Source organism: Bradyrhizobium sp. Rc3b (assembly GCF_900114915.1).
GTDB lineage: Bacteria > Pseudomonadota > Alphaproteobacteria > Rhizobiales > Xanthobacteraceae > Bradyrhizobium.
The window spans coordinates 147,910-173,938 of sequence record NZ_FOUS01000011.1; the positions used below are offsets into that span (position 1 = coordinate 147,910).

Annotated in this window: 37 protein-coding genes; 2 read left to right on the forward strand and 35 right to left on the reverse strand. The window is 63.2% G+C overall.

What is annotated here, in order from left to right; all coding sequences use genetic code 11:
• Window positions 1-256 precede the first annotated feature (256 nt).
• On the forward strand, window positions 257-1,870 hold the full coding sequence (locus tag BM190_RS25775) for an OprO/OprP family phosphate-selective porin (protein WP_092260204.1): 1,614 nt from the start codon (window positions 257-259) through the stop codon (window positions 1,868-1,870).
• A gap of 173 nt (window positions 1,871-2,043) precedes the next feature.
• Here BM190_RS25775 and BM190_RS25780 read toward each other — a convergent pair whose 3' ends face one another.
• A complete protein-coding gene (locus tag BM190_RS25780) occupies window positions 2,044-2,421 on the reverse strand; it encodes a winged helix-turn-helix transcriptional regulator (protein ID WP_092260206.1) in 378 nt (125 codons plus the stop codon).
• A gap of 135 nt (window positions 2,422-2,556) precedes the next feature.
• Here BM190_RS25780 and BM190_RS25785 point away from each other — a divergent pair, with 135 nt between their 5' ends.
• Window positions 2,557-3,570 (forward strand): zinc-binding alcohol dehydrogenase family protein, encoded by a 1,014-nt coding sequence (locus BM190_RS25785; protein WP_092260208.1) that lies wholly within the window; start codon window positions 2,557-2,559, stop codon window positions 3,568-3,570.
• A 138-nt stretch (window positions 3,571-3,708) separates the two neighbouring features.
• Here the strand turns inward: BM190_RS25785 and BM190_RS25790 are convergent, their stop codons facing one another.
• The 34 genes from BM190_RS25790 to rpsL form a co-directional block, all read right to left on the reverse strand.
• Complete coding sequence (locus tag BM190_RS25790) at window positions 3,709-4,005, reverse strand: DUF1330 domain-containing protein (RefSeq protein ID WP_092260210.1); 297 nt, start codon at window positions 4,003-4,005, stop codon at window positions 3,709-3,711.
• Between the two features lie 7 nt (window positions 4,006-4,012).
• Window positions 4,013-4,801: an SDR family NAD(P)-dependent oxidoreductase gene (locus tag BM190_RS25795; protein WP_092260212.1), complete on the reverse strand. Its 789-nt coding sequence runs from the start codon at window positions 4,799-4,801 to the stop codon at window positions 4,013-4,015.
• Between the two features lie 204 nt (window positions 4,802-5,005).
• Entirely contained in the window at window positions 5,006-5,422 is a 417-nt protein-coding gene (rplQ, locus tag BM190_RS25800; RefSeq protein WP_018322277.1) for a 50S ribosomal protein L17, read from the reverse strand.
• Between the two features lie 150 nt (window positions 5,423-5,572).
• Window positions 5,573-6,604: a DNA-directed RNA polymerase subunit alpha gene (locus BM190_RS25805; RefSeq protein ID WP_008136316.1), complete on the reverse strand. Its 1,032-nt coding sequence runs from the start codon at window positions 6,602-6,604 to the stop codon at window positions 5,573-5,575.
• Window positions 6,605-6,716: 112 nt separating this feature from the next.
• Window positions 6,717-7,106 carry a 30S ribosomal protein S11 gene (rpsK, locus tag BM190_RS25810; protein ID WP_007603045.1) on the reverse strand — a complete coding sequence of 130 codons (390 nt, stop codon included), beginning with the start codon at window positions 7,104-7,106 and terminating at the stop codon, window positions 6,717-6,719.
• Between the two features lie 122 nt (window positions 7,107-7,228).
• The gene (rpsM, locus tag BM190_RS25815; RefSeq protein ID WP_008549231.1) at window positions 7,229-7,597 is read right to left on the reverse strand and encodes a 30S ribosomal protein S13; all 369 of its coding nucleotides are present in this window, start codon (window positions 7,595-7,597) and stop codon (window positions 7,229-7,231) included.
• A 187-nt stretch (window positions 7,598-7,784) separates the two neighbouring features.
• Entirely contained in the window at window positions 7,785-8,687 is a 903-nt protein-coding gene (locus BM190_RS25820) for an adenylate kinase (RefSeq protein ID WP_092260215.1), read from the reverse strand.
• Window positions 8,684-9,889 (reverse strand): preprotein translocase subunit SecY, encoded by a 1,206-nt coding sequence (locus BM190_RS25825; protein ID WP_092260217.1) that lies wholly within the window; start codon window positions 9,887-9,889, stop codon window positions 8,684-8,686. Before BM190_RS25825 ends, BM190_RS25820 begins: the two co-directional genes overlap by 4 nt.
• Complete coding sequence (gene secY / locus BM190_RS25830) at window positions 9,886-11,217, reverse strand: preprotein translocase subunit SecY (RefSeq protein ID WP_018322274.1); 1,332 nt, start codon at window positions 11,215-11,217, stop codon at window positions 9,886-9,888. The genes BM190_RS25825 and secY overlap by 4 nt, the downstream gene beginning before the upstream one ends.
• Window positions 11,218-11,367: 150 nt before the next feature.
• Complete coding sequence (gene rplO / locus BM190_RS25835; protein WP_018322273.1) at window positions 11,368-11,853, reverse strand: 50S ribosomal protein L15; 486 nt, start codon at window positions 11,851-11,853, stop codon at window positions 11,368-11,370.
• A gap of 15 nt (window positions 11,854-11,868) precedes the next feature.
• Entirely contained in the window at window positions 11,869-12,063 is a 195-nt protein-coding gene (gene rpmD, locus BM190_RS25840; RefSeq protein ID WP_018322272.1) for a 50S ribosomal protein L30, read from the reverse strand.
• A 23-nt stretch (window positions 12,064-12,086) separates the two neighbouring features.
• The gene (rpsE, locus tag BM190_RS25845) at window positions 12,087-12,683 is read right to left on the reverse strand and encodes a 30S ribosomal protein S5 (RefSeq protein ID WP_018322271.1); all 597 of its coding nucleotides are present in this window, start codon (window positions 12,681-12,683) and stop codon (window positions 12,087-12,089) included.
• A gap of 44 nt (window positions 12,684-12,727) precedes the next feature.
• Entirely contained in the window at window positions 12,728-13,090 is a 363-nt protein-coding gene (gene rplR, locus BM190_RS25850) for a 50S ribosomal protein L18 (RefSeq protein ID WP_007603036.1), read from the reverse strand.
• A gap of 11 nt (window positions 13,091-13,101) precedes the next feature.
• Window positions 13,102-13,635 (reverse strand): 50S ribosomal protein L6, encoded by a 534-nt coding sequence (rplF, locus tag BM190_RS25855; protein WP_018322270.1) that lies wholly within the window; start codon window positions 13,633-13,635, stop codon window positions 13,102-13,104.
• Window positions 13,636-13,651: 16 nt separating this feature from the next.
• Window positions 13,652-14,050: a 30S ribosomal protein S8 gene (rpsH, locus tag BM190_RS25860; RefSeq protein WP_018322269.1), complete on the reverse strand. Its 399-nt coding sequence runs from the start codon at window positions 14,048-14,050 to the stop codon at window positions 13,652-13,654.
• Between the two features lie 14 nt (window positions 14,051-14,064).
• Window positions 14,065-14,370 carry a 30S ribosomal protein S14 gene (gene rpsN, locus BM190_RS25865; protein WP_092260219.1) on the reverse strand — a complete coding sequence of 102 codons (306 nt, stop codon included), beginning with the start codon at window positions 14,368-14,370 and terminating at the stop codon, window positions 14,065-14,067.
• A gap of 46 nt (window positions 14,371-14,416) precedes the next feature.
• On the reverse strand, window positions 14,417-14,974 hold the full coding sequence (gene rplE / locus BM190_RS25870; RefSeq protein ID WP_018322267.1) for a 50S ribosomal protein L5: 558 nt from the start codon (window positions 14,972-14,974) through the stop codon (window positions 14,417-14,419).
• A complete protein-coding gene (gene rplX / locus BM190_RS25875; protein WP_007603031.1) occupies window positions 14,967-15,281 on the reverse strand; it encodes a 50S ribosomal protein L24 in 315 nt (104 codons plus the stop codon). Before rplX ends, rplE begins: the two co-directional genes overlap by 8 nt.
• The gene (rplN, locus tag BM190_RS25880) at window positions 15,281-15,649 is read right to left on the reverse strand and encodes a 50S ribosomal protein L14 (RefSeq protein WP_007603030.1); all 369 of its coding nucleotides are present in this window, start codon (window positions 15,647-15,649) and stop codon (window positions 15,281-15,283) included. Before rplN ends, rplX begins: the two co-directional genes overlap by 1 nt.
• A gap of 83 nt (window positions 15,650-15,732) precedes the next feature.
• Window positions 15,733-15,981, reverse strand: a complete 249-nt coding sequence (rpsQ, locus tag BM190_RS25885) for a 30S ribosomal protein S17 (RefSeq protein WP_007603028.1) — start codon at window positions 15,979-15,981, stop codon at window positions 15,733-15,735.
• 13 nt (window positions 15,982-15,994) lie between these two features.
• Window positions 15,995-16,201 carry a 50S ribosomal protein L29 gene (gene rpmC, locus BM190_RS25890; RefSeq protein ID WP_026202715.1) on the reverse strand — a complete coding sequence of 69 codons (207 nt, stop codon included), beginning with the start codon at window positions 16,199-16,201 and terminating at the stop codon, window positions 15,995-15,997.
• Between the two features lie 5 nt (window positions 16,202-16,206).
• A complete protein-coding gene (gene rplP / locus BM190_RS25895; protein WP_008136349.1) occupies window positions 16,207-16,620 on the reverse strand; it encodes a 50S ribosomal protein L16 in 414 nt (137 codons plus the stop codon).
• A 30-nt stretch (window positions 16,621-16,650) separates the two neighbouring features.
• On the reverse strand, window positions 16,651-17,376 hold the full coding sequence (rpsC, locus tag BM190_RS25900; protein ID WP_014494500.1) for a 30S ribosomal protein S3: 726 nt from the start codon (window positions 17,374-17,376) through the stop codon (window positions 16,651-16,653).
• A 17-nt stretch (window positions 17,377-17,393) separates the two neighbouring features.
• On the reverse strand, window positions 17,394-17,780 hold the full coding sequence (gene rplV / locus BM190_RS25905) for a 50S ribosomal protein L22 (protein WP_008136353.1): 387 nt from the start codon (window positions 17,778-17,780) through the stop codon (window positions 17,394-17,396).
• 10 nt (window positions 17,781-17,790) lie between these two features.
• Window positions 17,791-18,069: a 30S ribosomal protein S19 gene (gene rpsS, locus BM190_RS25910; RefSeq protein ID WP_008136357.1), complete on the reverse strand. Its 279-nt coding sequence runs from the start codon at window positions 18,067-18,069 to the stop codon at window positions 17,791-17,793.
• 12 nt (window positions 18,070-18,081) lie between these two features.
• Window positions 18,082-18,915 (reverse strand): 50S ribosomal protein L2, encoded by an 834-nt coding sequence (gene rplB / locus BM190_RS25915; protein WP_018322265.1) that lies wholly within the window; start codon window positions 18,913-18,915, stop codon window positions 18,082-18,084.
• A 12-nt stretch (window positions 18,916-18,927) separates the two neighbouring features.
• Complete coding sequence (locus BM190_RS25920; protein WP_018322264.1) at window positions 18,928-19,230, reverse strand: 50S ribosomal protein L23; 303 nt, start codon at window positions 19,228-19,230, stop codon at window positions 18,928-18,930.
• The gene (rplD, locus tag BM190_RS25925) at window positions 19,227-19,847 is read right to left on the reverse strand and encodes a 50S ribosomal protein L4 (protein WP_020508797.1); all 621 of its coding nucleotides are present in this window, start codon (window positions 19,845-19,847) and stop codon (window positions 19,227-19,229) included. Before rplD ends, BM190_RS25920 begins: the two co-directional genes overlap by 4 nt.
• A gap of 1 nt (window position 19,848) precedes the next feature.
• The gene (rplC, locus tag BM190_RS25930) at window positions 19,849-20,565 is read right to left on the reverse strand and encodes a 50S ribosomal protein L3 (protein WP_018322262.1); all 717 of its coding nucleotides are present in this window, start codon (window positions 20,563-20,565) and stop codon (window positions 19,849-19,851) included.
• Between the two features lie 53 nt (window positions 20,566-20,618).
• Window positions 20,619-20,927, reverse strand: coding sequence for a 30S ribosomal protein S10 (gene rpsJ, locus BM190_RS25935; RefSeq protein WP_002712302.1), 309 nt, complete (start codon window positions 20,925-20,927; stop codon window positions 20,619-20,621).
• Between the two features lie 83 nt (window positions 20,928-21,010).
• On the reverse strand, window positions 21,011-22,201 hold the full coding sequence (gene tuf, locus BM190_RS25940; protein ID WP_008136415.1) for an elongation factor Tu: 1,191 nt from the start codon (window positions 22,199-22,201) through the stop codon (window positions 21,011-21,013).
• 40 nt (window positions 22,202-22,241) lie between these two features.
• The gene (gene fusA / locus BM190_RS25945; RefSeq protein ID WP_018322261.1) at window positions 22,242-24,314 is read right to left on the reverse strand and encodes an elongation factor G; all 2,073 of its coding nucleotides are present in this window, start codon (window positions 24,312-24,314) and stop codon (window positions 22,242-22,244) included.
• Window positions 24,315-24,344: 30 nt separating this feature from the next.
• Entirely contained in the window at window positions 24,345-24,815 is a 471-nt protein-coding gene (gene rpsG, locus BM190_RS25950; protein WP_018322260.1) for a 30S ribosomal protein S7, read from the reverse strand.
• Between the two features lie 15 nt (window positions 24,816-24,830).
• Window positions 24,831-25,202, reverse strand: a complete 372-nt coding sequence (gene rpsL / locus BM190_RS25955) for a 30S ribosomal protein S12 (RefSeq protein WP_007603006.1) — start codon at window positions 25,200-25,202, stop codon at window positions 24,831-24,833.
• Window positions 25,203-26,029 lie beyond the last annotated feature (827 nt).

The following is a 26,029-nucleotide window of genomic DNA, read 5'->3' on the forward strand; positions in this document are numbered from 1 at the left end:
CGCCGGGCGGCAATATTCGGCCTCGGTCTGACGTCTACGGCCTGCAAGCCAAGCGTGCGGAACGGCGATTTGTCTTGCCTCGTGGATTGGCATGACACGCATCATCTTGCATCCTTGCTCGCGGTGGATTCGGTTGCGGCGAATTTACATCACCGGGAACCAGGCAACCGATGCGCGTCGTCGCGGGGCAGTCATCAATCGTTCCTAGCCTCACCGCCTACGACTTGGGGAATTGGTCAAACCATGGAGTCATGACGTGAGCAGGACAAGGATTGCAGCCACGGCGATTGGCCTCGCCGGAGCGTTGGCGGCCTCGCAGGCCCAGGCCCAATCAGCAAGCAGCAGCGAGCAGGAGATCGCGCTGCTCAAGCAGCAGCTGAAGATGCTGGAGCAGAAGCTCGACAAGCTCCAGAGCCAGACCGCGGCGAACACGGCGGCCGCGGCAAAAGCCAAAGCCGAAGCAAAGGCAGAGGCCAAGGCCGAAGCGCGGTCGGAGGCGAAGGTCGCCGTGGCCAACGCGAACGCGGCGATCCCGGTCAAGGGCCCGGCACCGGCATCCGGCGTCGTCGTGACCATGCCGAACAACCGGCCGACCATCTGCACCGCGGACCAGGCCAATTGCGTCGCCATCACCAGCCGCCTGCACTGGGATGTCGGCGGCTATGACTATCGTCCCAACACGGCAGCGACCGTGCCGCAGAAGCTCGACAGCGGCCAGAACGTCCGCCGCGCGCGCATCGGCGTCACCGGCAAATTCTTCAACGACTGGAACTTCGCGCTGGTCTACGATTTCGGCGGCACGTCCGACGGTTTTGGCGGCACGGCCCCTGGATCACTGCCGGGCGGCGGCCTCTCCGGCGTCGAGAACGCCTATCTCAGCTACACCGGCTTGAAGCCATTCGGCGGCAAGATGGCGATCGAAGCCGGCATCATGGACCTGCCCTACACGCTCGATGAGGCCACGAGCTCCAACGACATCATGTTCATGGAGCGCGCCTCGGCCGGCATCATCGCGACCAATATCGCCGCCGGCGACTTCCGCTCCGCGGCCGGTACGCGGTGGTACAACGACCAGCTCTGGATCGGCGGCTACGTCACGGGGCCATCGACCGGCGCGATCCACTCGGCTTCCAGCGCGGCACCGGCAGGCACGAGCGAGCAATACGGCGCTGTGGCGCGCATTGCCGGCAACCCGATCAGCGGCAAGGACTATTCGGTGCATATCGGCGCCGACGCCCAGTGGCTGATCCAGCCGCCGCGCAATCTCATTGCCAATACGCAGACCGTCACGCTCAGCGATCGTCCGGAATTGCGTCTCGACCCCACCACGCTGATCTCGACCGGCGCGATCGCCAATGCCTCGGGTGCGCAGGTCTACAGCATCGAAGCCGCGGCGACCTACGGCCCGCTCATCGTTCAAGGCGAGTACTTCTGGTACAATGTCGACCGGACCGCCAACACCGGCGTGCCGCTGGTCGGCGCACCCAGCCTGAAATTCCAGGGCGGCTACGCGCAGGCCGGCTACGTGTTGACGGGGGAAGGCCGCAGCTACAACGCGGCGAACGCGGCCTATAGCGGCGTCAAGCCGGCGCATCCGTTCTCGCTCGACGGCGGCGGCTGGGGTGCGTGGGAGATCGCGGGGCGCTTCTCGACGATCGACCTCAACAATCAGTTGGGCACGGCGACCGGCATCGCCGGCGGACGGCAGACCGTCTATACGCTGGCGCTCAACTGGTACGTCAACGGCAACGTCCGCTTCATGCTCGACTATCTGCACGGCACGGTGTCGAGGCAAGCCTCGCCGATCTCAACCGCAGATGTCGGCTCGAAGTTCGATGCGGTCGCGATGCGCACGCAGTTCGCGTTCTAAACTCGCTGTCGTCCCGGGGCGCGCGCAAGCGCGAACCCGGGACCCATAACCACAGGGAGTAGTTTGGCGAAGTCTCAGAGTTGGCCGCTCGCGCTACAACTTCTTCCTGGGGTTATGGATCCCCGCGTTCGCGGGGATGACACCGAGAGTGAGGCGCCAGCTTTACGACCAACTCACGCCGCGCGCTTCGGCTTCTTCACGACCGTCGGCGCCGGTGCGCAGGACAGGCGCTGCTGGTGGCTCTCGCCCCAGGCCTTCAGGATGTCGATCACCGGTTTGAGGCTCTCGCCGAGCTCGGAGAGGCAATATTCGACGCGCGGCGGCACCTCGGCATAGACCTTGCGGATGACAAGCTTGTCCTCCTCCAGCGCGCGCAGCTGCTTTGTCAGCATGCGCTGGGTGATGCCGGGCATCCGGCGGCGCAGTTCGCCGAAACGCTGGGTGCCGCTCTGCAGATGGTAGAGGATCACGCCCTTCCACTTGCCGTCGATCAGATCCAGCGTCGCCTCGACCGAGCAGCCCGGGCGACGGGCAAAATCGCGCCGTTTCATGCGTATTTTCCCAATAGTATCCAAACAGGGACTATATCCCCGAATTTACAGTACTTGCCAAATTGGAGCCAGCGCGACAGTTAGCAGGTCAGGCGCGCCCATGCCAAGCTGCGCCCCATCTGATGGAGACAAGCCATGAAGGCCGTCGGCTACAAGAAATCGCTCCCGATCGAGGATCAGGATGCGCTGATCGATTTCGAGACCGCAAAACCCGAGCCCAAAGGGCGCGACATCCGCGTCGCGGTGAAGGCGATCTCGGCCAATCCGGTCGATTACAAGGTACGCAAGCGCGCAGCGCCGCCCGAGGGCGAGACCAAGATCCTGGGCTACGACGCGGCCGGCGTGGTCGACGCCGTCGGGCCTGAAGTCACGCTGTTCAACCCGGGCGACGAGGTGTTTTACGCCGGCTCGATCCTGCGCCAGGGCACCAATTCCGAATTCCACTTGGTCGACGAACGCATCGTCGGCAACAAGCCGAAGAGCCTGTCGTTCGCGCAAGCCGCTGCCCTTCCCCTCACCTCCATCACCGCGTGGGAATTGCTGTTCGATCGGCTCGGCGCGGTGCCCGGGAAGAGCGTCGATCCGCGCACGCTGCTGATCACGGGCGGCGCCGGCGGCGTCGGCTCGATCCTGATCCAGCTCGCGCGCCGCCTCACCGGCCTCACGGTGCTCGCCACCGCGACGCGGCCGGACTCGCAGAAATGGTGCCTCGATCTCGGCGCGCATGCGGTGATCGACCACGGCAAGCCGATGAAGGAGCAGATCGAAAAATTGAAGCTGCCGCCGGTCGCGCTGGTGGCGAGCCTCACCTTCACCGATCAGCATTACAAGGCGATCGCCGAGTTCATGGCCCCGCAGGGCCGGTTCGGCCTGATCGACGACCCCCCTGAATTCACCATGAGCACGTTCAAGGGCAAAGCGATCTCGGTGCACTGGGAATCGATGTTCACGCGCTCCTCGTTCCAGACATCAGACATGATCGCGCAGCATCATTTGCTGAACGACGTCGCCGACCTCGTCGACAAAGGCGTGCTACGCACCACGCTCGACCAGACTTTTGGCACGATCAACGCCGCCAACCTCAAGCGCGCGCATGCGCTGCTTGAGAGCGGCAAGTCGCGCGGCAAGATCGTGCTGGAGGGATGGTAGGCGAAGGCCTCGTAGGGTGGGCAAAGGCGCACTTGCGCCGTGCCCACCAACGCTCAACGAGGACAGGAGTGGTGGGCACGCTTCCGCCTTCGCTCTTCGAGCTACGGCGGACAAGTCGCATTGCCCACCCTACCGCTCCTACGCTTCCGCCGCGCCCTCGACGAACAGCAGCCGCCGCTCCAGCGCCGTCTGCCGCAGCTTCAGCGCCTCGGCATATTCCGGCGAGGCGTACCATTCCTTCAGCCGCGCCATCGACGCGAATTCGACGATGACGATGGCCTTCGCTGGAAGGTTGCCTTCGGCAAGCTCGGCCTTGCCACCGCGGACGAGATAACGCCCGCCATACTGCGCGATCGTCTCTGCGGCGAGCACACGATAGGCTTCGAACCCGTCGGGATCGCGCATCTCGACTTCGGAAATCACATAGGCTGTCATGCGCGGCTCAGGCGATGGTGTTGACGATGCCGCCCTCGGCCCGCAGCGCCGCACCGTTGGTCGCGGACGCCTGCTTCGACGCAACATAGACCACCATGTTGGCGATCTCGTCGACGCTGGCGAAGCGTTGCAGCAGCGAGCTCGGGCGATGCTGCTTGACGAAATTGGCCGCAGCCTCGTCGACCGACTGGCCGTTCTGCTTGGCGAGATCCTTCACAAAGGTCTCGACGCCCTCCGACATGGTCGGGCCCGGCAGCACGGAATTGATGGTGACGCCGGTGCCGCGGGTGAGCTGCGCCAGACCGCGCGCGACCGAGAGCTGGGCCGTCTTGGTCATGCCGTAGTGGATCATCTCGACGGGAATGTTGAGCCCGGACTCCGATGAGATGAAGACGATGCGGCCCCAATTGCGCTTGAGCATGCCCTTCAGGTAGGCCCGCGACAGCCGCACGCCGCTCATGACGTTGACCTCGAAGAAACGACTCCAGTCCTCGTCCGGAATCTCGAAGAAATCCTTGGGCTCGAAGATGCCGGCATTGTTGATGAGGATGTCGACCTCGGGCAGCGCCGCAACGAGCGACTTGCAGCCCGCTGCGGTCGAGACGTCGGCAGCGATACCGCGCACCTTCGCGCCCGTCCCTTCCAGCTTGCGCACGGCGGCATCGACCTTGTCCTGGCCGCGCCCATTGATCACGACACTGGCGCCGGAGGCTGCTAGGCCTCTGGCGATGGCGTGGCCGATGCCGGCAGTCGAGCCGGTCACGAGGGCGGTCTTTCCGGAAAGGTCGATCTTCATGTCTCATCTCCATCGATGTCGGTGGAGATATCGGGCGCTCGACATGAGATCGCAATTGGCGCTCACTCACGCGTGAGAAGGACACGGGCTCGTCGCCACGGCGAAACCCGGGACTACGAGACGAGCACCGATAAGGTATCGGCGACGGCCAACAAAAAAAGCGGCGCCCGAAGGCGCCGCTCTCTGAATTCAATACCGATCGGCTTACGCCGCCTCGGCTTCCTTTTCCTGCACCGGACCGGAATCCTGGCCCTTGGCATCGACGTCGCGATCGACGAACTCGATCACGGCCATCGCGGCATTGTCGCCGTAGCGGAAGCCGGCCTTGATGATGCGGGTGTAGCCGCCCTGGCGGTCCTTGTAGCGAGGCGCCAGCACGTCGAACAGCTTCTTGACCTGGTCCTTGTCGCGCATCTCGGAGATGGCCTGGCGGCGCATGGCCAGCCCGCCCTTCTTGCCGAGGGTGACGAGCTTCTCGACGATCGGGCGCAATTCCTTCGCCTTCGGCAGCGTGGTGACGATCTGCTCGTGCTTGATCAGCGCGGCGCACATGTTGGCGAACATCGCGCGGCGATGCTCGGCAGTGCGATTGAGCTTCCGATGAACCTTGCCGTGACGCATTTGACTATTCCTTACGTAAAAACTGCCGCGACGGTTCGTCGGACATGTTGCTCAGGTGGGCTGCCTGCGTTCGCCCTAGGTCGCGAATAGCGAATAGCGAATGGCGAATGGATGATCTTCCCTATTCGCTATTCGCCACTCCCAACTCGCTCAGTAGTGATCCTCGAAGCGCTTGGCGAGCTCGTCGATGTTCTCCGGCGGCCAGCCCGGCACTTCCATGCCGAGATGCAGACCCATCTGGGCCAGCACTTCCTTGATCTCGTTCAGCGACTTGCGGCCGAAGTTCGGAGTGCGGAGCATTTCCGCCTCGCTCTTCTGCACGAGGTCGCCGATGTAGACGATGTTGTCGTTCTTCAAGCAGTTGGCCGAACGCACCGACAGCTCGAGCTCGTCCACCTTCTTGAGGAAGGCCGGGTTGAAGGCGAGGTCCGGGATGATCTCCTGGGCGACTTCCTTGCGCGGCTCTTCGAAGTTGACGAACACGTTGAGCTGATCCTGCAGGATGCGCGCGGCGTAAGCCACGGAATCATCCGGCGAGATCGCGCCGTTGGTCTCGATCGTCATGGTCAGCTTGTCGTAGTCGAGGATCTGGCCCTCACGGGTGTTCTCGACCTTGTAGGAGACCTTGCGGACCGGCGAGTACAGGCTGTCGACCGGGATCAGGCCGATCGGCGCGTCCTCGGGGCGGTTGCGCTCGGCGGGCACGTAGCCCTTGCCGGTGGCGACCGTGAACTCCATGCGGATCTCGGCGCCCTCGTCGAGCGTGCAGATCTGCAGATCCGGGTTCAGCACCACGACGTCGCCGACGGTCTGGATGTCGCCGGCGGTGACGACGCCCGGGCCCTGCTTCTTCACGACCATGCGCTTGGGGCCTTCGCCCTGCATCTTGATCGAGATGTCCTTGATGTTGAGCACGATGTCGGTGACGTCCTCACGAACGCCAGCGATCGAGGAGAACTCGTGCAGCACGCCGTCGATGTGCACCGACTGCACCGCCGCGCCCTGGAGCGAGGAGAGCAGGATGCGACGCAGCGCGTTGCCGAGCGTCTGGCCGAAGCCGCGCTCGAGCGGCTCGGCGACGATGGTCGCGAAACGGTTCGAATCGCTGCCGGGCGTGACCTGGAGCTTGTTCGGTCGAATCAGTTCTTGCCAATTTTTCTGGATCGTCACTGTTTCACCCATACAGGCCAGTCAATTTGAGAGCTCAAATACTGGCGTTGGAGAAAGGCCGCGGATCATTCCCGCGGCTTCTTAGAAAAGTCATTGCGGGCGCCAATGCGCCCGCAACTCGGGATCAAACGCGCCGACGCTTGCGGGGACGGCAACCGTTATGCGGGATCGTGGTCACGTCGCGGATCGAGGTGACGGTAAAGCCTGCGGCCTGAAGCGCGCGGAGTGCCGACTCGCGGCCCGAACCGGGACCTGCGACTTCGACTTCCAGCGTGCGCATGCCGTGCTCCTGCGCCTTCTTGGACACGTCCTCGGCAGCAACCTGCGCGGCGTACGGGGTCGACTTGCGCGAGCCCTTGAAGCCCATCGTGCCGGCGGAAGACCAGGCAATCGTGTTGCCCTGCGCGTCGGTGATGGTGATGGTCGTGTTGTTGAACGACGAGTTCACGTGCGCGACGCCGGAGGCGATGTTCTTGCGCTCACGACGACGAACGCGGGTGGCTTCCTTGCCCATAGAGTACCTTTCCTGAAGATCTCAAACGCCGCCGTAATGCCAGCGGCTACACCTGTGGAACGAAAGGCGCGTGGCGAACGGGTCATCCCTGTTCGCCACACGCCGCGATTGGATTCGAAAACTTACTTCTTCTTGCCGGCGATGGCCTTGGCCGGACCCTTGCGCGTGCGCGCATTGGTGTGGGTACGCTGGCCGCGCACCGGCAGGCCGCGACGATGACGCAGGCCGCGATAGCAGCCGAGGTCCATCAGACGCTTGATGTTGATGCCGACCTCACGACGCAGATCGCCCTCGACGAGATAGTCGCGGTCGATCACTTCGCGGATCTGGAGCACTTCGGCGTCGCTCAGCTGATTGACGCGACGATCCACGGGGATCTTCACCTTCTCCAGGATCTCACCGGCGATCTTCTGGCCGATGCCATGGATGTACTGGAGCGCGATCAGCACGCGCTTGTTGGTCGGGATGTTCACGCCGGCAATACGGGCCACGGCCTTCTCTCCTGTTGCCGATCCCTCGTCAGGAATCGGTCTTTAAGTGCTTGGTTTCTCGGGCAGGTGTTCACAAACGCGAACACGACGCCCACCCCTGGTCTTCCTGGGGCCCGGCATCGTTTGAAACTATCCGACTTGGATGCGGGGCTTATTAGGGGATTCCAGGGGCTTTCGTCAACCGCCGCTAGCGCTTAGCTCGCTTTTTCGTGACCTTTTTTGCGGCCTTTCTGGCACCCTTTTTGACAGCTTTCTTGGCGGTCTTTTGGGCTGCCTTTTTCGTCGCTTTCTTGACGGTCTTCCCAGCGGCCTTCTTGCCGGCTTTCTTGGCCGTCTTCTTGGGACCCCTCACCGCCGTCTTGGCGGCCTTTTTGGCCGATTTGGCGGGTTTTTTGGTCGTTTTGGCCGGTTTTTGGGCTGTTTTCCTGGCCGTCTTGCTCGCCTTGGCCTTCTTGGCCGGGCCCGCCTTGGCTGCGCTTTTGGCGTGGGTCTTGGGCTCGACCGCCCCCAGCGCCAGGAGCTGGCGATGGATGGCGCGGGTGACCTCGTCGATGGCCATCATACCGTCGATGGTCGAGAGCTTCCGCCGCTCGGAATAGTAGTGAATCAGCGGTTCCGTCTGGTTGCGGTAATTGGCTAACCGCTTGGTCAGAACCTCCGGGGTGTCGTCGAGTCGGACCTCCTCCCCGCGCTCACGCATCTGGGCGACGCGGGTCTCGACACGGTTCAGGAGCGCGCTCTCGTTGACGCGGAGCTCGATCACGGCGTCGAGCTTGAGGTGCTTGTGCTTGAGCAACTCGTCCAGCGCCTCGGCCTGCGGCACGGTGCGCGGGAAACCGTCGAGGATGAAGCCGTTGCGGGCATCCGGCTGGTCGATCCGATCCGAGATGATTCCGACCACGACCTCGTCGGGCACGAGAGCACCGCTGGCCATGATCTCCTTGGCCTTCAGCCCGACTGGCGTACCGGCCGCAACCGCGGCACGCAGCATCTCGCCGGTCGAGAGCTGGACGATGCCATAACGCTGCACCAAGAGCTGCGCCTGGGTCCCCTTGCCCGACCCCGGCGGTCCCAGAAGTATAATTCTCATCGGCGTACGCCCCCCGGATTGGTGAGCGATACCTCGCGCACCTGTGTTTGAAGATCGAGAATAGTGCAAACCACAATCAGCGCCGCACCACCACCCATTTTATAAACTAGCGCATTCCCGTAGGCCAAGAACACCTCGGGAATCAACGAAAGCGCAGTCAGGTAGCTGGCGCCGATCACGGTGGTCAGCGACACCACGCGGTCGAGATAGCTAGCTGTTGCCTCGCCCGGCGTGACGCCGGGAATCACGCCGCCCTGCCGGGCAAGCGATTCGGCGGCATGATCGGGATCGATGACAAAGGCCGTGTAGACGAAGGCGAGCGCGAATACCGCGATCGATCCGAAAACGATGTGAGCCTTCTCGCCGAAGTGAAGATGCGCGCTGATGGTTTCGACCCAGGATCCGTCATCGGCACCGAAGATGAAGCCGGCAAAAATCACTGGCAGCGAGATCGCCCAGGGCGCGACGGTCGCGGGCAACAGGTAACCGGCGCTGTTGATCTTGAGCGGCAGCACCGCCGAACGCGAAGGCAGCGAGCGCTCCCCGACGCGGCGCGCGGCAAACTGCACCGGAAGGTTACGCCGCGCGCGCTCGACGAAGACGATCAGCGCGACCACCACGATCAGGAAGACCGCGTTGCTCGCCAGAACATTGCCGGAGATCGCTCCTCGTCGCAGCTGGGTGAGGAGGGTCGCAACATCGGACGGCAGCGAAGCCACGATGCTGACGGTTAGGACGAGCGCGAGGCCATTGCCGATTCCGCGACGCGTGATCTGCTCACTGAGCCAGATCAGAACGAACACGCCGCCGACGAGCGAGACCGTGGCGCTCAAGACGAACCAGTCGCCGGGATGGACGACAAGTCCCGGCATTTGCCGCATGGTCGAGGCGATGCCAAAGGCCTGAAACGTAGCAAGGAGCAGCGTCAGGATCAGGGTGATACGCGCCAGCTTGCGCCGACCGGCCTCGCCCGATCGTTCGAGCGCCCTCAGCCTTCGCCACACCACAGCGACGAGCTGAACAAGAATTGCGGCAGTCAGATAAGGAAACAGGGACAGCGAGAAGATCGAAAGCGGGGCGATCTTGTTTGCCGCGAACCCGCCATGCACCGCGACACCCGCGACCGGAATCTGGGTGCCGAGCCTGAAGAGGAGCAGCGCGCCGATCGTGAAAGCGATTCGGCGCGCGAGCTCCCTGCTCATCTACGGCGGCCGCGCAGCTTCGACTTGCGGATCAGGCCTTCATACTGGTGCGCCAGCAGATAGCCCTGAACCTGCGCCACCGTGTCCATGGTGACGCTGACCACGATCAGCAGTGAGGTACCGCCGAAGTAGAACGGCACCGAGGCGTAGGAGATCAGGATCTCCGGGATCAAGCAGACGATCGCGAGATAAATCGCACCAAGCACGGTGATACGCGAGAGCACGTAGTCGATATATTCCGCAGTGCGCTCGCCGGGACGGATGCCCGGAATGAAACCGCCGTGCTTCTTCAGATTGTCCGCGGTCTCGGTCGGGTTGAACACGATCGCGGTGTAGAAGAAGGCGAAGAACACGATCAGCGCCAGGTACATGATCAGGAAGAGCGGACGACCGTGGCCGAGCTGGGTCGTAATCCACTGGAACCATTCCGGCCCGCTGCCCGCGTTGAAGTTCGCAACCGTCGTCGGCAGCAGCAGCAGCGAGGACGCAAAGATCGGCGGGATCACGCCTGAGGTGTTGAGCTTGAGCGGCAGATGCGAGGACTGGCCCTCGAACATCTTGTTGCCGACCTGGCGCTTCGGATACTGGATCAGGAGACGGCGCTGCGCCCGCTCCATGAACACGATGAAGGCAATCACGGCGACCGCCATGATGATGACGACCAGGATCAGGCCGGTCGACATCGCGCCCTGACGGCCGAGCTCGAGCATGTTGGCGAGCGCGGCGGGCAGCTCGGCGACGATACCGGCGAGAATGATCAGCGAGATGCCGTTGCCGATGCCGCGCGAGGTGATCTGCTCGCCCAGCCACATCAGGAACATGGTGCCGCCGGTCAGCGTGATCGCGGTGGACAGGCGGAAGAACAGGCCGGGGTCGCTGACGACGTTGCCGGCGCCCTCTAGGCCTACCGCGATGCCGTAGGACTGGAACGCGGCCAGGATCACCGTGAGATAGCGGGTGTACTGGTTCAGCAGCTTGCGGCCGGACTCGCCTTCCTTCTTCAGCGCCTCGAGTTGCGGCGAGACGGTGGTGAGGAGCTGGATGATGATCGAGGCCGAGATATACGGCATGATGTTCAGCGCGAAGATCGCCATGCGGTGGATGCCGCCGCCGGCGAACATGTTGAACATGCCGAGGATGCCGCCCGCCTGCGAGCGGAACACCTGCTCCCAGATATTGGGATCGATGCCGGGGAGCGGGATGTAGGTCCCGAGCCGATAAACGAGCAGCGCACCCAGGGTGAACCAGATGCGCTTCTTCAGTTCGTCAGCCTTGGCAAACGCACCGAAATTGAGATTGGCTGCCAGTTGTTCCGCTGCAGAGGCCATCTTGGACTTTCTCCCGCCGCCTATTGCGCCGTCATGCCCGCGGCCGGGCTACATTATACCGGACACCGGACATTATCTGGGGCTCGGCTTCGATAAGTCCACGTCCCGCACGCGTAAAGGCCCGCTAGCCGCGGGCCAATGACGCAGTTGTTACGCCGCCTCGCCTTCTTCCTTGGCAGGGGCGAGGATCTTCACCGAGCCGCCGGCCTTCTCGACCGCGGCGATCGCGGTCTTGGTGGCGCCGTGGACTTCGATGTTGAGCTTGGACTTGAGCTCGCCACGGCCGAGCAGCCGCAGGCCGGCCTTGGCGCGGCGCAGCACGCCGCCCTTCACCAGGGCCTCGACGTTCACGACGCTGCCGGCGTCGATCTTCTTGGCGTCGACCGCTTCCTGGAGCCGGTCGAGATTGATCTCGGCGAACTCGACACGGAAGATGTTGTTGAAGCCGCGCTTGGGCAGACGGCGATGCATCGGCATCTGGCCGCCTTCGAAACCCTTGATGCGCACGCCGGAACGCGCGGTCTGACCCTTGCCGCCGCGGCCGGATTGCTTGCCCTTGCCCGAACCGATGCCACGGCCGACGCGCATGCGCTTCTTGCGCGAGCCGGCGTTGTCGGCGATATCGCTGAGCTTCATCGCCCTTCTCCTTATTTACTTCTCGTCGACGATGCGGACGAGATGGTGAACCTTCTCGATCATGCCACGGACCGCCGGGGTGTCCTGCAGTTCGCTGGTGCGACCGATCTTGTTGAGCTTGAGCCCGATCAGCGTCGAGCGCTGCGAGTGATGGCGGCGGATCGCGCTGCCGGTCTGCTCGAGCTTGATCGTCTTGCTGGCCTTGGCCATGGGAGTCTACTCCAGAGCTTCCGTTAGTCGGCGGCCGCCTCGGCATCACCACCGATACGGCGGGACTGCAGAGTGGACACCTTGATGTTGCGGCGGGCTGCGACCGAACGCGGCGAATCCTGATGCTTCAGCGCGTCGAAGGTCGCGCGAACCATGTTGTAGGGGTTCGACGAGCCGATCGACTTGGCGACCACGTCCTGGACGCCGAGCGTCTCGAACACGGCACGCATCGGGCCGCCGGCGATGATGCCGGTACCGGCGGGAGCTGCACGCAGGTAGACACGGCCCGCGCCATGACGGCCGGCGATGTCGTGATGGAGCGTGCGGCCCTCGCGCAGCGAGACGCGGGTCAGGTTGCGCTTGGCGGACTCGGTGGCCTTGCGGATCGCTTCCGGCACTTCGCGCGCCTTGCCGTGACCGAAGCCGGCGCGGCCCTTCTGGTCGCCGATCACGACCAGCGCTGCGAAACCGAAGCGCTTGCCGCCCTTGACGACCTTGGCCACGCGGTTGATGTGGACGAGCTTGTCGACGAACTCGCTGTCGCGCTCCTCGCGCTCCCTGCGTTCACGTCCGCCGCCGCCGCGTTGATCGCGTCCACCACGTTGTTCGCGTTCTGCCATTTTTCCAATCCTTCAGAGGCTTGCGCCTCAATCCTCAAATTCTGTTAGAAGCTCAGCCCGCTCTCACGCGCCGCGTCGGCAAGAGCCTTGACGCGCCCGTGGTAGAGGTAGCTGCCGCGATCGAACACGACTTCCTTGACGCCCTTCTCGGCGGCGCGCTCGGCCAGCAGCTTGCCGACCGCCTTCGCTGCATCGATGTCGGCGCCGGTCTTGCCGCCGTCGCGCATCGACTTCTCGAGCGACGAGGCAGAGGCCAGCGTCTCGCCCTTGAGGTCGTCGATGACCTGGGCGTAGATGTGCTTGGACGAGCGGAACACCGACAGACGCGGACGACCACCACCGGAGCGGCGCAGCTTCAGCCGCACACTCCGCTTGCGCCGGGCATTGGTAACCTTGGCTTTGGACATGACCGGCTCCGTTACTTCTTCTTGCCTTCCTTGCGGAAGATGAATTCGCCAACATACTTCACGCCCTTGCCCTTGTAGGGCTCCGGCGGGCGATAACCGCGGATCTCGGCCGCAACCTGGCCGACGCGCTGGATGTCGCTGCCCGCCACCGTGATCTCGGTCGGCTTCGGCACGGTGATCGTGATCCCCTCGGGGATCGTGTAGATCACGTCGTGGCTGTAGCCGAGCGCGAGCTGCAGGTTCTTGCCCTGCATCGCGGCGCGGTAACCGACGCCGGTGATCTCGAGCTTCTTCTCGAAGCCCTTGGTGACGCCTTCGACCAGATTCGCGACCTGGGCGCGAGCGGTACCATAGAGCGCGCGCGCGCGATTGGTCTCGAGCCGCGGCTTGACCTTGATCTGGCCGCTCTCGAGCTTCACCTCGACGTCGTCATGAACGACGAACTGAAGCTGGCCCTTCGGCCCCTTCATCTTGACGGTCTGCCCATCGACGGTCGCGGTAACACCCGACGGCACCGCCACAGGCCTTTTGCCAACACGTGACATGGATCAAAAATCCTTCTCAGAACACCGTGAAGAGGACTTCACCGCCCACATTCGCGTCGCGCGCGCTGTGGTCGGCCATGATCCCCTTCGGCGTCGACAACACCGAAATGCCGAGCCCGTTGTTGACCCGCGGCAGGTTCTTCACCGAGGCGTAGACGCGACGCCCGGGCTTGGAAACACGTTCGATCTCGCGGATGACGGGCTCGCCGTCGAAATACTTCAGCTCGATCTCGATCTCGCTGCGGCCCGAGGAATGCTCGAGCGTGGCGTAACCGCGGATGTAGCCCTCGGACTTGAGGACCTCGAGCACGTTCTCGCGCATCTTCGAGCCAGGCGTGGAGACCTTGGTCTTGGAGCGCATCTGCGCGTTGCGGATACGGGTGATCAGATCGCTGATTGGATCGTGCGTAGACATCTAAACGACCCTCCTTACCAGCTGGACTTCACGAGGCCCGGGACCATGCCCTTGGAGCCAAGTTCGCGCAGCGCGATACGGGACAGCTTGCTCTTGCGGTAGTTCGAGCGCGGGCGACCCGACAGCTCGCAACGCAGGCGGATGCGGGTTGCCGACGAGTTGCGCGGCATTTCCGCCAGCTTCAACGTCGCAGCGAAACGCTCCTCCATCGGCAGCTTCTTGTCGGCGATGATCGCCTTCAACCGCTCGCGCTTGGCGGCGGCGTTCTTCACCATCCGCTTGCGCCGGTTGTTCTTCTCGACTGAACTCTTCTTTGCCATGCTTGGCTCCTGGGTATCCGCGTTTGAGAGGCTTTAGGTCAGCGTCTCACTGCCGGAACGGGAAATTGAAAGCGGTCAACAAGGCCCTCGCCTCTTCGTCGGTCTTGGCCGTGGTGCAGACGGTGATGTCCATGCCGCGGGCTTCCGTGACCTTGTCGAAGTCGATCTCGGGGAAAATGATGTGCTCCTTGATGCCGAGCGAGTAGTTGCCGCGGCCGTCGAAGCTCTTCGGGTTCAGGCCGCGGAAGTCGCGGACGCGCGGCAGCGCGACCGTCACCAGGCGATCGATGAACTCGTACATGTGGGCCTTGCGCAGCGTGACCTTGCAGCCGATCGGCTGGTTTTCACGCAGCTTGAAGGTCGCGATCGCGATACGCGAATAGGTCACGATGGCCTTCTGGCCTGCGATCTGGGTCAGCTCGGCAGCGGCGGTCTCGGCCTTCTTGCGATCGTTGACGGAATCGCCAACGCCCATGTTCAGCACGACCTTGTCCAGACGCGGAACCTGCATGACGTTCTCATAACCGAACTTCTCGGTCATGGCCGTGCGGATCTTCGCATCGTATTCCGCGCGCAGGCGCGGCGTGTAAGCGGCCTCAGCCATCGATCTCAGCTCCCGAGCTCTTGGCGATGCGGACCTTCTTGCCGTCCGCCAGAATCTTGAATCCGACGCGGGTCGGCTTTCCGTCCTTGCCGACATACGCGATGTTGGACAGTTGGATCGGCGACTCCTTCGAGATGATGCCGCCCTCCTGGGCCTGCGTCTGCTTCTGGTGACGCTTGACCATGTTGATGCCGCGCACCAGCGCCGTGCCGGCGTCGGGACGCACTTCGAACACTTCGCCGGTACGGCCCTTGTCGCGGCCGGTCAGCACGACGACCTTGTCGCCCTTGCGGATCTTGGCAGCCATCACAGCACCTCCGGCGCGAGCGAGATGATCTTCATGTGGTTCTTCGCGCGCAGCTCGCGCGGCACGGGCCCGAAGATACGGGTGCCGACCGGCTCGGACTGGTTGTTGATCAGAACGGCGGCGTTGCGGTCGAAGCGGATGACCGAACCGTCGGCGCGGCGGATGTCCTTGCGGACGCGCACCACGACGGCCTTCATCACGTCGCCCTTCTTCACCTTGCCACGCGGAATTGCTTCCTTGATCGAAACGACGATGATGTCGCCGATCGTGGCGTAGCGGCGCTTGGAGCCCCCGAGCACCTTGATACACATGACACGGCGTGCGCCAGAATTGTCGGCCACGTCGAGGTTGGTCTGCATCTGAATCATTGATGCACCTCGTCCTCTTCTCTTTGCGCCAGCCCAGCCGGCGCTCAACATTTCCCTGAAGTCAGTCGGCTAAAGCCAACAGATCAGGCGCTTTTCTTGTGTTCGCCCCGGATCACGACCCAGCGCTTCAACTTCGAAATCGGCTTCGATTCCTCGATCCACACCATGTCGCCCGGCTTGAACTCGTTGCTCTCGTCGTGCGCGTGGTAGTTCTTCGAACGGCGGATCGTCTTCTTGTAGATCGGGTGCGTGAAGCGGCGATCAACGCGCACCACGATGGTCTTGGCTTGCTTGTCGCTGACGACCACGCCCTGCAAAGTACGTTTCGGCATCTTCGTAAGCCTCTTACTTCTTCTTCGCGCGCGTCTGCGCGGCGACGGTCTTGATCCGGGCGATGTCACGGCGGGCCTCGCGCAGGCGCGAGGTGTTCTCGAGCTGCCCGGTGGCGCGCTGGAAGCGCAGGTTGAAGCGCTCCTTCTTCAGGTTCAGGACGGCATCGTCCTGCTGGTCGGGGCTCATCGCGCGGATGTCTTCGATCTTCATCTGGGCCATGGCCATTACTCCGCAATGCGCTCGACGAAGCGCGTCTTGATCGGCAGCTTGGCGGCCGCCAGGGTCAGCGCCTCACGCGCCGTCTGGGTGTTGACGCCGTCGATCTCGAACAGCACCCGGCCCGGCTTCACGCGCGCGACCCACAATTCCGGCGAACCCTTGCCGGAGCCCATGCGGACTTCGGCCGGCTTCTTCGACACCGGAACGTCGGGGAACACGCGGATCCAGACGCGGCCGGCGCGCTTCATGTGGCGGGTCAGCGCGCGGCGAGCGGCTTCGATCTGGCGCGCGGTGACCCGCTCAGGCTCGGTCGCCTTCAGGCCGAACTGGCCGAACGCCAACGTCGCGCCCGAAGACGCAACGCCGTGGATGCGGCCCTTATGCGCCTTCCGGAACTTCGTTTTCTTAGGTTGCATCATGGCTTTAAGCCCTCAAATTCCTGTGCGGCTTTAGGCTGCAGCCGTATCGCGGCGCTGACGGCCACCACGATCACCACTGCCACCCGTCTCGCCTTCGGCCATTCTCTTGTCCTGGGCCATCGGATCGTGCTCGAGGATCTCGCCCTTGAAGATCCAGACCTTGACGCCGCAGGTGCCGAAGGTCGTGAACGCGGTCGCAACGCCGTAGTCGATGTCGGCGCGCAGCGTGTGCAGCGGCACGCGACCTTCGCGGTACCACTCCATGCGCGCGATTTCCGCACCGCCCAGACGTCCCGAGCAGTTGATGCGGATGCCTTCCGCGCCGAGACGCATCGCCGACTGAACGGCGCGCTTCATGGCACGGCGGAACGCCACGCGGCGCTCGAGCTGCTGCGCGATCGACTCGGCCACCAGCGTCGCATCGAGCTCCGGCTTGCGGATTTCGACGATGTTGATGACGACGTCGGACGAAGTGATGTCCGCGACCTTCTTGCGCAGCTTGTCGATGTCCGCGCCCTTCTTGCCGATCACCACGCCCGGACGAGCCGAGTGGATGGTGACGCGGCACTTCTTGTGCGGACGCTCGATCACGATGCGGGCGACGGCCGCCTGCTTGAGCTCCTTGTGCAGGATCTCACGGATCTTGACGTCTTCGTGCAGCAGCTTGCCGTATTCCTGCTTGCCGGCGAACCAGCGGGAATCCCAGGTGCGGTTGATGCCGAGACGCAGACCGATCGGATTGATCTTTTGACCCATCGTGTTCTCCTGCGCCCTTAAGCGGCTGCTTCGGCTTCGACCTGACGAACGATGATCGTCAGCTGCGAAAATGGTTTGTAGACACGGCCCGAGCGGCCACGGCCACGGGCGGCGAAGCGCTTCATCACGAGGCCATTGCCGACGAAGGCCTGCGCCACGACGAGATCGTCCACGTCGAGATCGTGATTGTTCTCGGCATTGGCGATAGCCGATTCCAGGCACTTCTTCACGTCGACCGCGATCCGCTTGCGCGAAAACTGCAGATCGGCGAGCGCAGCAGCTGCCTTCCGGCCGCGAATGAGCTGGGCGACCAGGTTGAGCTTCTGCGGGCTCACCCGCAGCATCCGGGCGACCGCCTTGGCCTCGTTTTCGGCGAGGCTCCGTTCGCGCTTAGGTTTGCTCATCGTTTAATCCTCAAGCCTTCTTGGCTTTCTTGTCGCCGGAGTGGCCATGGAAGGTCCGGGTCGGCGAGAACTCGCCGAACTTGTGACCGACCATTTCCTCGTTGACGGCCACCGGCACGTGCTTCTGACCGTTGTAGACGCCGAAGGTCAGGCCGACGAACTGCGGCAGGATCGTCGAGCGACGGCTCCAGATCTTGATGACGTCGTGACGGCCGGACGCGCGGGCGGCATCTGCCTTCTTGAGCAGAGAACCCTCGACGAACGGGCCTTTCCAGACTGAACGAACCATGTCCGGCGTTCCTTACTTCTTCCGCTTGTGGCGGCTTAGGAGAATGAATTTGTTGGTCGACTTGTTGGTGCGGGTCTTCTTGCCCTTGGTCGGCTTGCCCCACGGGGTGACCGGGTGGCGGCCGCCCGAGGTACGACCTTCACCACCGCCGTGCGGATGGTCGATCGGGTTCATCGAAACACCGCGGTTGTGCGGCTTGCGGCCCAGCCAACGGTTGCGACCGGCCTTGCCGATCGAGGTGTTCATGTGATCCGGGTTCGACACCGCGCCGATCGTGCCGCGGCAACGGCCGTGCACCAGGCGCTGCTCGCCCGAGTTCAGGCGGATGATCACGTAGTCCTGATCGCGGCCGACGAGCTGGGCGTAGGTGCCGGCCGAACGGGCGAGCTGGCCGCCCTTCCCGATCTTGACCTCGATGTTGTGGATGATCGTGCCGACCGGCATGTTGCCGAGCGGCATGACATTGCCCGGCTTCACGTCGACGTAGTTGCCCGCGATGATGGTGTCACCGACGGCCAGGCGCTGCGGCGCCAGGATGTAGGCCTGCTCGCCGTCCTGATACTTGATCAGCGCGATGAAGCCGGTGCGGTTCGGATCGTACTCGAGACGCTCGACCGTCGCGGGGACGTCGATCTTCTCGCGCTTGAAATCCACGGTGCGCAGCGTCTTCTTATGGCCACCGCCACGGAAACGCACGGTGATGCGACCGGTGTTGTTGCGGCCGCCCGAGGAGTGCTTGCCCTCGGTGAGCGCCTTGACCGGCTTGCCCTTGTAGAGGGCCGAACGATCGACCATGACCAGCTGGCGCTGGCCCGGCGTCGTAGGATTGAATGTCTTCAGTGCCATCGTCGTACGACCTTACAGACCGGTGGTGACGTCGATCCGGTGGCCCTCTTCGAGGGTCACGATCGCGCGCTTGGTGTTCGACTGCGAGCCGAGATTGCCGCGGAAGATCTTGGTCTTGCCCTTGCGGACCAGCGTGTTGACGCTCTTGACCTTGACGTCGAACAGCTTCTCGATCGCTTCCTTGATCTGCGGCTTGGTCGCCTTGGCGGCCACCTTGAACAGCACCTTGTTGTGCTCCGAGGCGATCGTTGCCTTTTCAGTCACGACCGGCGACAGGATCACGTCGTAGTGGCGAGCCTCGATGTTCTTCGTCATTTGAAGCGCGCCTCCAGCGCATCGATGGCGGCCTTGGTCAGAACGAGCTTCTGACGGCGCAGGATGTCGTAGACGTTGATGCCCTGGATCGGCAGCACGTCCATGTTCGGGATGTTGCGAGCCGCAGCGGCGAAGCCGTTGTTGAGCTCGGCGCCGTCGATGATCAGCGCGTTGGTCAGACCCAGGCCCGAGAAGTGACCGAGCAGCGCCTTAGTCTTGGCGGCTTCCAGCGCGGCCTTCTCGATCACGACGAGATCGCCGTCCTTGGCCTTGGCCGAGAGCGCATGCTTCAGCGCCAGCGCACGGACCTTCTTCGGCAGGTCGGTGGCGTGCGAACGCACCACCGGACCGAAGGCACGGCCACCGCCGCGGAACTGCGGCACGCGGGCCGAGCCGTGACGAGCACCGCCGGTGCCCTTCTGCTTGTACATCTTCTTGCCGGTGCGCCAGATCTCGGCGCGGCCCTTGGCCTTGTGCGTGCCAGCCTGACGCTTGTTGAGCTGCCACTGCACGCAACGCGCAATGATGTCCTGGCGCGGCTCGAGGCCGAAAATGGTGTCGGACAGCTGGACCGAGCCGGCTTCCTTACCTTCGAGGGTGGTGACCTTCAATTCCATCTCACGCACCCTCCTGCTGGGCCGCAGCCTCGGCTTCGCCACCGGCAACCTTGAACTTGCCGGGCTTCGGAGCTTCCTTCGGCAGCGGCTTCTTGACGGCGTCGCGCACGCGGATCCAGCCGCCCTTGGAGCCGGGAACGGCGCCTTCGACGAGGATCAGGCCGCGCTCGACATCGAGCTGAACGACGCGAAGGTTGAGCGTGGTGATGCGGTCGACACCCATGTGGCCGGGCATCTTCTTGTTCTTCCAGGTCTTGCCGGGGTCCTGACGGCCACCGGTCGAACCGATCGAGCGGTGCGAGACCGAGACGCCGTGGGTGGCGCGCAGACCGCCGAAGTTCCAGCGCTTCATGCCGCCGGCGAAGCCCTTACCGACCGAGGTGCCGGTGACGTCGACGAACTGGCCGACAACGAAGTGGTCGGCCAGGATCTCGGCGCCGACCGGGATCATGGCATCCGCGGTGACGCGGAATTCCTCGACCCGGCGCTTCGGCTCGACCTTGGCGACCGCGAACTGGCCGCGCTCCGCCTTGGGCATGTAAACGGTCTTGCGGGCACCAGAACCAAGCTGGAGCGCCACGTAACCGTTCTTCTCTTCGGTACGGTGGCCCACGACCTGGCAATTGCCGAGCTTCAGCACGGTCACGGGGATATGTTCGCCGGCCTCAGTAAAGACCCGCGTCATCCCGACCTTTTGTGCGATCACTCCGGAGCGCATCGGCTTGCTTCCTGTTCTTTCTGTCCGCTTTAAGCGAACGGGATCCAAAAATCTTAGAGCTTGATCTCGACGTCGACACCGGCGGCCAGGTCGAGCTTCATCAAAGCATCGACGGTCTGCGGGGTCGGATCGACGATGTCGAGCAGGCGCTTGTGAGTGCGCATCTCGAACTGCTCGCGGCTCTTCTTGTCGACGTGGGGCGAACGGTTGACGGTGAACTTCTCGATGCGGGTGGGCAGCGGAATGGGTCCGCGGACCTGCGCGCCGGTGCGCTTCGCCGTGTTCACGATCTCGCGGGTCGACGTATCGAGGATACGATGGTCGAACGCCTTGAGACGGATACGAATGTTTTGGCCGTTCATTGCCGTGCTTTCTTTAGTGAGTGGCGAGTAGCGAGTAGCGAATAGAAATCCCTATTCGCCACTCACCATTCCCTATTCGCTTGTTACTCGATGATCGAGGCGACGACGCCGGCGCCGACGGTGCGGCCACCTTCGCGGATCGCGAAGCGGAGCTTCTCTTCCATCGCGATCGGCACGATCAGGTGCACTTCCATCGCGATGTTGTCGCCCGGCATCACCATCTCGGTGCCTTCCGGCAGGTGCACGACACCGGTCACGTCGGTGGTGCGGAAGTAGAACTGCGGACGGTAGTTGGTGAAGAACGGGGTGTGGCGACCGCCCTCTTCCTTGGTGAGGATGTAAGCCTCAGCCTTGAACTTGGTGTGCGGCTTGACCGAACCCGGCTTGCACAGCACCTGGCCGCGCTCGACGTCTTCGCGCTTGGTGCCGCGGAGCAGCGCACCGATGTTGTCGCCAGCCTGGCCCTGATCGAGCAGCTTGCGGAACATTTCGACGCCGGTGACGGTCGTCTTCTGGGTCGCACGGAGACCGACGATCTCGATTTCCTCGCCGACCTTGACGATGCCGCGCTCGACACGGCCGGTCACGACGGTGCCGCGGCCCGAGATCGAGAACACGTCTTCAACCGGCATCAGGAACGGCTGGTCGATCGGACGCTCCGGCTGCGGGATGTACTCGTCGACGTTCTTCATCAGCTCGAGGATGGCGTCGTGGCCGAGCTTCTTGTCGGAATCTTCGAGAGCGGCCAGCGCCGAACCCTTGATGATCGGGATCTTGTCGCCCGGGAAGTCGTACTTCGAGAGCAGCTCGCGGACTTCGAGCTCGACGAGCTCGAGCAGTTCCGGATCGTCGACCATGTCGCACTTGTTGAGGAACACGACCAGCGCGGGCACGCCGACCTGGCGGGCGAGCAGGATGTGCTCGCGGGTCTGCGGCATCGGGCCGTCAGCGGCGGACACGACCAGGATCGCACCGTCCATCTGGGCGGCGCCGGTGATCATGTTCTTGACGTAGTCGGCGTGGCCGGGGCAGTCGACGTGGGCGTAGTGGCGGTTCGGCGTCTCGTACTCGACGTGCGCGGTCGAGATGGTGATGCCGCGCGCCTTCTCTTCCGGCGCCTTGTCGATCTGGTCGTACGCGGTGAACGTCGCACCGCCGGCTTCGGCGAGAACCTTGGTGATCGCCGCGGTCAGCGACGTCTTGCCATGGTCGACGTGACCGATGGTGCCGATGTTGCAGTGCGGCTTGTTACGTTCAAACTTTGCTTTGGCCATTTGACTCTCCGTTCAATCGTCAGTTCGTGACCGACGACAATCAGGCAAACTTCTTCTGGACTTCTGCCGACACGTTGGCCGGCGCTTCTGCGTAGTGGTCGAACTGCATGGTGAAGGTTGCGCGACCCTGGCTCATCGAGCGCAGGTTATTCACGTAACCGAACATGTTCATGAGCGGCACCATCGCATTGATGACGTTGGCGTTGCCGCGCATGTCCTGACCCTGGATCTGACCGCGCCGCGAATTCAGGTCGCCGATGACCGAGCCGGTGTAGTCTTCCGGGGTCACCACTTCGACCTTCATGATCGGCTCGAGCAGGACGGACTTGCCCTTCTGCAAGGCTTCGCGGAACGCCGCGCGCGATGCGATTTCGAAGGCGAGCGCCGACGAGTCGACGTCGTGATACTTGCCGTCGACGAGCTGAACCTTGACGTCGACCACGGGGAAGCCCGCGACGACACCAGAGCTCATCACGCTGTTGAGGCCCTTTTCGACGCCGGGGATGTATTCCTTCGGAACCGCACCACCGACGATCTTGGACTCGAACTCGTAGCCCTTGCCGGGCTCGTTCGGCTCCACCACGATCGACACTTCCGCGAACTGACCGGTACCGCCGGTCTGCTTCTTGTGGGTGTACTTGACCTCGGCCTTCTTGGTGACGCGCTCACGGAACGCAACCTGGGGCGCGCCGATGTTGGCGTCGACCTTGTAGGTGCGCTTGAGGATGTCGACCTTGATGTCGAGATGGAGTTCGCCCATGCCCTTGAGGATGGTCTGGCCAGACTCCTGGTCGGTCGACACGCGGAAGGACGGATCCTCGGCAGCGAGCTTGGCCAGCGCCACGCCCAGCTTTTCCTGGTCGGCCTTGGACTTCGGCTCGATCGCGATCTCGATGACCGGCTCGGGGAATTCCATCTTCTCGAGGATCACCTGCTTGTCGGGATCGCACAGCGTGTCACCGGTGCGCGCTTCCTTCAGGCCGGCCAGCGCGACGATGTCGCCGGCATAGGCTTCCTTGATGTCTTCGCGGTTGTTCGCATGCATCAAGAGCATGCGCCCGATACGCTCCTTCTTCTCGCGGGTCGAGTTCACGACGCCGGTGCCGCTCTGCAGAACGCCGGAGTAGATGCGGCAGAAGGTGATGGTGCCGACGAACGGGTCGTCCATGATCTTGAACGCGAGCAGCGCGAGCGGCTCCTTGTCGTCCGCCTTGCGCACGACTTCGTTGCCGCGATCGTCGGTGCCCTTGATCGCGGGCACGTCGATCGGCGACGGCAGATAGTCGACGACGGCGTCGAGCAGCGGCTGCACGCCCTTGTTCTTGAAGGCCGAGCCGCACAGCACGGGATAGAACGCACCGGTCAGAACCGCCTTGCGGATCAGCCGCTTCAGCGTCTCTTCGTCCGGCTCCTTGCCGTCGAGATAGGCGGCCATGGCGTCGTCGTCGAGCTCGACGGCGGCTTCCACCATCTTCTCGCGGTATTCCTTGGCCTGCTCGACCAGATCTTCCGGAATGTCGACATAATCGAACTTCGCGCCGAGCGATTCATCGTTCCAGATGATGCCCTGCATCTTCACGAGGTCGACGAGACCCTTGAAGTTGTTCTCGGCGCCGATCGGAAGCTGGATCGCGATCGGCTTGGCGCCGAGGCGGTCGACGATGTCGGCCAGGCACTTGAAGAAGTCGGCGCCGGTCTTGTCCATCTTGTTGGCGAAGACGATGCGCGGAACCTTGTACTTGTCGCCCTGGCGCCAGACGGTCTCGGTCTGGGGCTCAACGCCCTGGTTCGAGTCGAGCACGCAGACGGCGCCGTCGAGCACGCGCAGCGAACGCTCGACTTCGATGGTGAAGTCGACGTGGCCGGGGGTGTCGATGATGTTCAGGCGCTTGCCGGCCCAGAATGCAGTGGTCGCAGCCGAGGTGATGGTGATGCCACGCTCCTGCTCCTGCTCCATCCAGTCCATCGTCGCGGCACCTTCGTGCACTTCGCCGATCTTGTGGCTCTTGCCGGTGTAATAGAGGATGCGCTCGGTGGTCGTGGTCTTGCCGGCATCGATATGCGCCATGATACCGAAGTTGCGGTAATTCTCTATGGCATGAACGCGGGGCATAGGGTGTTCCTTAGATTCCGTGTGTCGCCGTTACCAGCGATAGTGCGAGAAGGCGCGGTTGGCTTCCGCCATCCGGTGCACGTCTTCGCGCTTCTTGACGGCATTCCCGCGGTTGTTCGAGGCGTCCAGAAGCTCGGCCGAGAGCCGCTCGGTCATGGTCTTCTCGTTGCGATCACGCGCAGCGGAGATCAGCCAGCGGATGCCCAGCGCCTGACGGCGGGTCGAACGAACTTCGACCGGAACCTGGTAGGTCGCGCCGCCGACGCGGCGGGAGCGCACTTCGATCGTCGGCATGACGTTCTCGAGCGCCTGCTCGAAAACGCCGAGCGGGTTCTGCTTGGTCTTGGTTTCGATGATACCGAACGCACCGTAGACGATGCCTTCGGCGACCGACTTCTTGCCGGCGTACATCACCGAGTTCATGAACTTCGTGACGATGATGTTCCCGAACTTCGGATCGGGAAGGACTTCGCGCTTTTCCGCTGAGTGGCGACGAGACATGGACCTGGTTCCCGCTTACTTCGGACGCTTCGCGCCGTACTTCGAACGACGCTGCTTACGGTTCTTGACGCCCTGGGTATCCAGAACGCCGCGGAGGATGTGGTAGCGCACGCCGGGCAAGTCCTTGACGCGACCGCCGCGGATCATGACCACCGAGTGCTCCTGAAGGTTATGGCCCTCACCGGGGATGTAGCCGATCACCTCGAAGCCATTGGTCAGGCGCACCTTGGCGACCTTACGAAGCGCCGAGTTCGGCTTCTTCGGGGTCGTGGTGTAGACGCGGGTGCAAACACCACGCTTCTGCGGCGACTGCTGCAGCGCCGGCACCTTCTTGCGCGACTTCTGCACTTCACGCGGTTGAGCGATCAGCTGGTTGATCGTCGGCATCCTGGCCTTACCCTTTGTTCTGTCGCAGACCCTTTTCGGATCCGCTGTCTTGCCGCAGCCCGTCGCCGGGACTGCAAATTCTTTCGAGCTACCTACCCGACGAGGTCGCCTTCCGCGGAACAATCCGCACAAAGCGAAATCGCGCCAACCGCCCCATCAACGGGCGGAAAGCGCTTCGACGCCACAGAGGACCGCAGTATTGAGGCCGGTCAGCATAAAGCCGCGGCCCGCGCACTGAGGTCATGCATCCGAATTCGATCTCAAGAGAATAAGCTCAAGAGAACTAGAATCGCACTGGCATTGCCTAGCTATGAGCGACAGCGTTTGAGCGGCATTCGTCGAGGTTGGTGCCCGCCTTGAGCGATCCCTTGTGGCTCTAGTCCTTGGGGATCTAACGGGTGGCCCGTTCCGACGCTGGCGATGCTCACCGCCTGTCGTTAAGTGAGGCGCTTTCTATAAGTGAGAATCGATCAAGTCAAGGCGAAACGACAGCCACGAACCGCTTCAGGAGCCTGTCAAAATCGCTGTTTGCCGCCCTCGCCGCACCACTCCGATATGGGACCGCAGCCTTCATTTCGCCAGCCTCGCGGCTATTTATATCCGGGCAAAAAGTACTTTTGTGTCGCGCAGCACGGCCTTTTTTACGCGGGAGCCGCAAATCGACCCGCTTCAGCAGCAATCGGCGGCGGGGACGTCACCAAAATCGGCGGAGGTTGCCCGGCGCGACCAACGCCCGGGATATCGGCCGCGAGGCTTCCGACGGTCCTGACCTATCCGCATGTGAGCTATCCGACCGGGCTTTTTCTGACCGAAGAGCGCATCGTCAC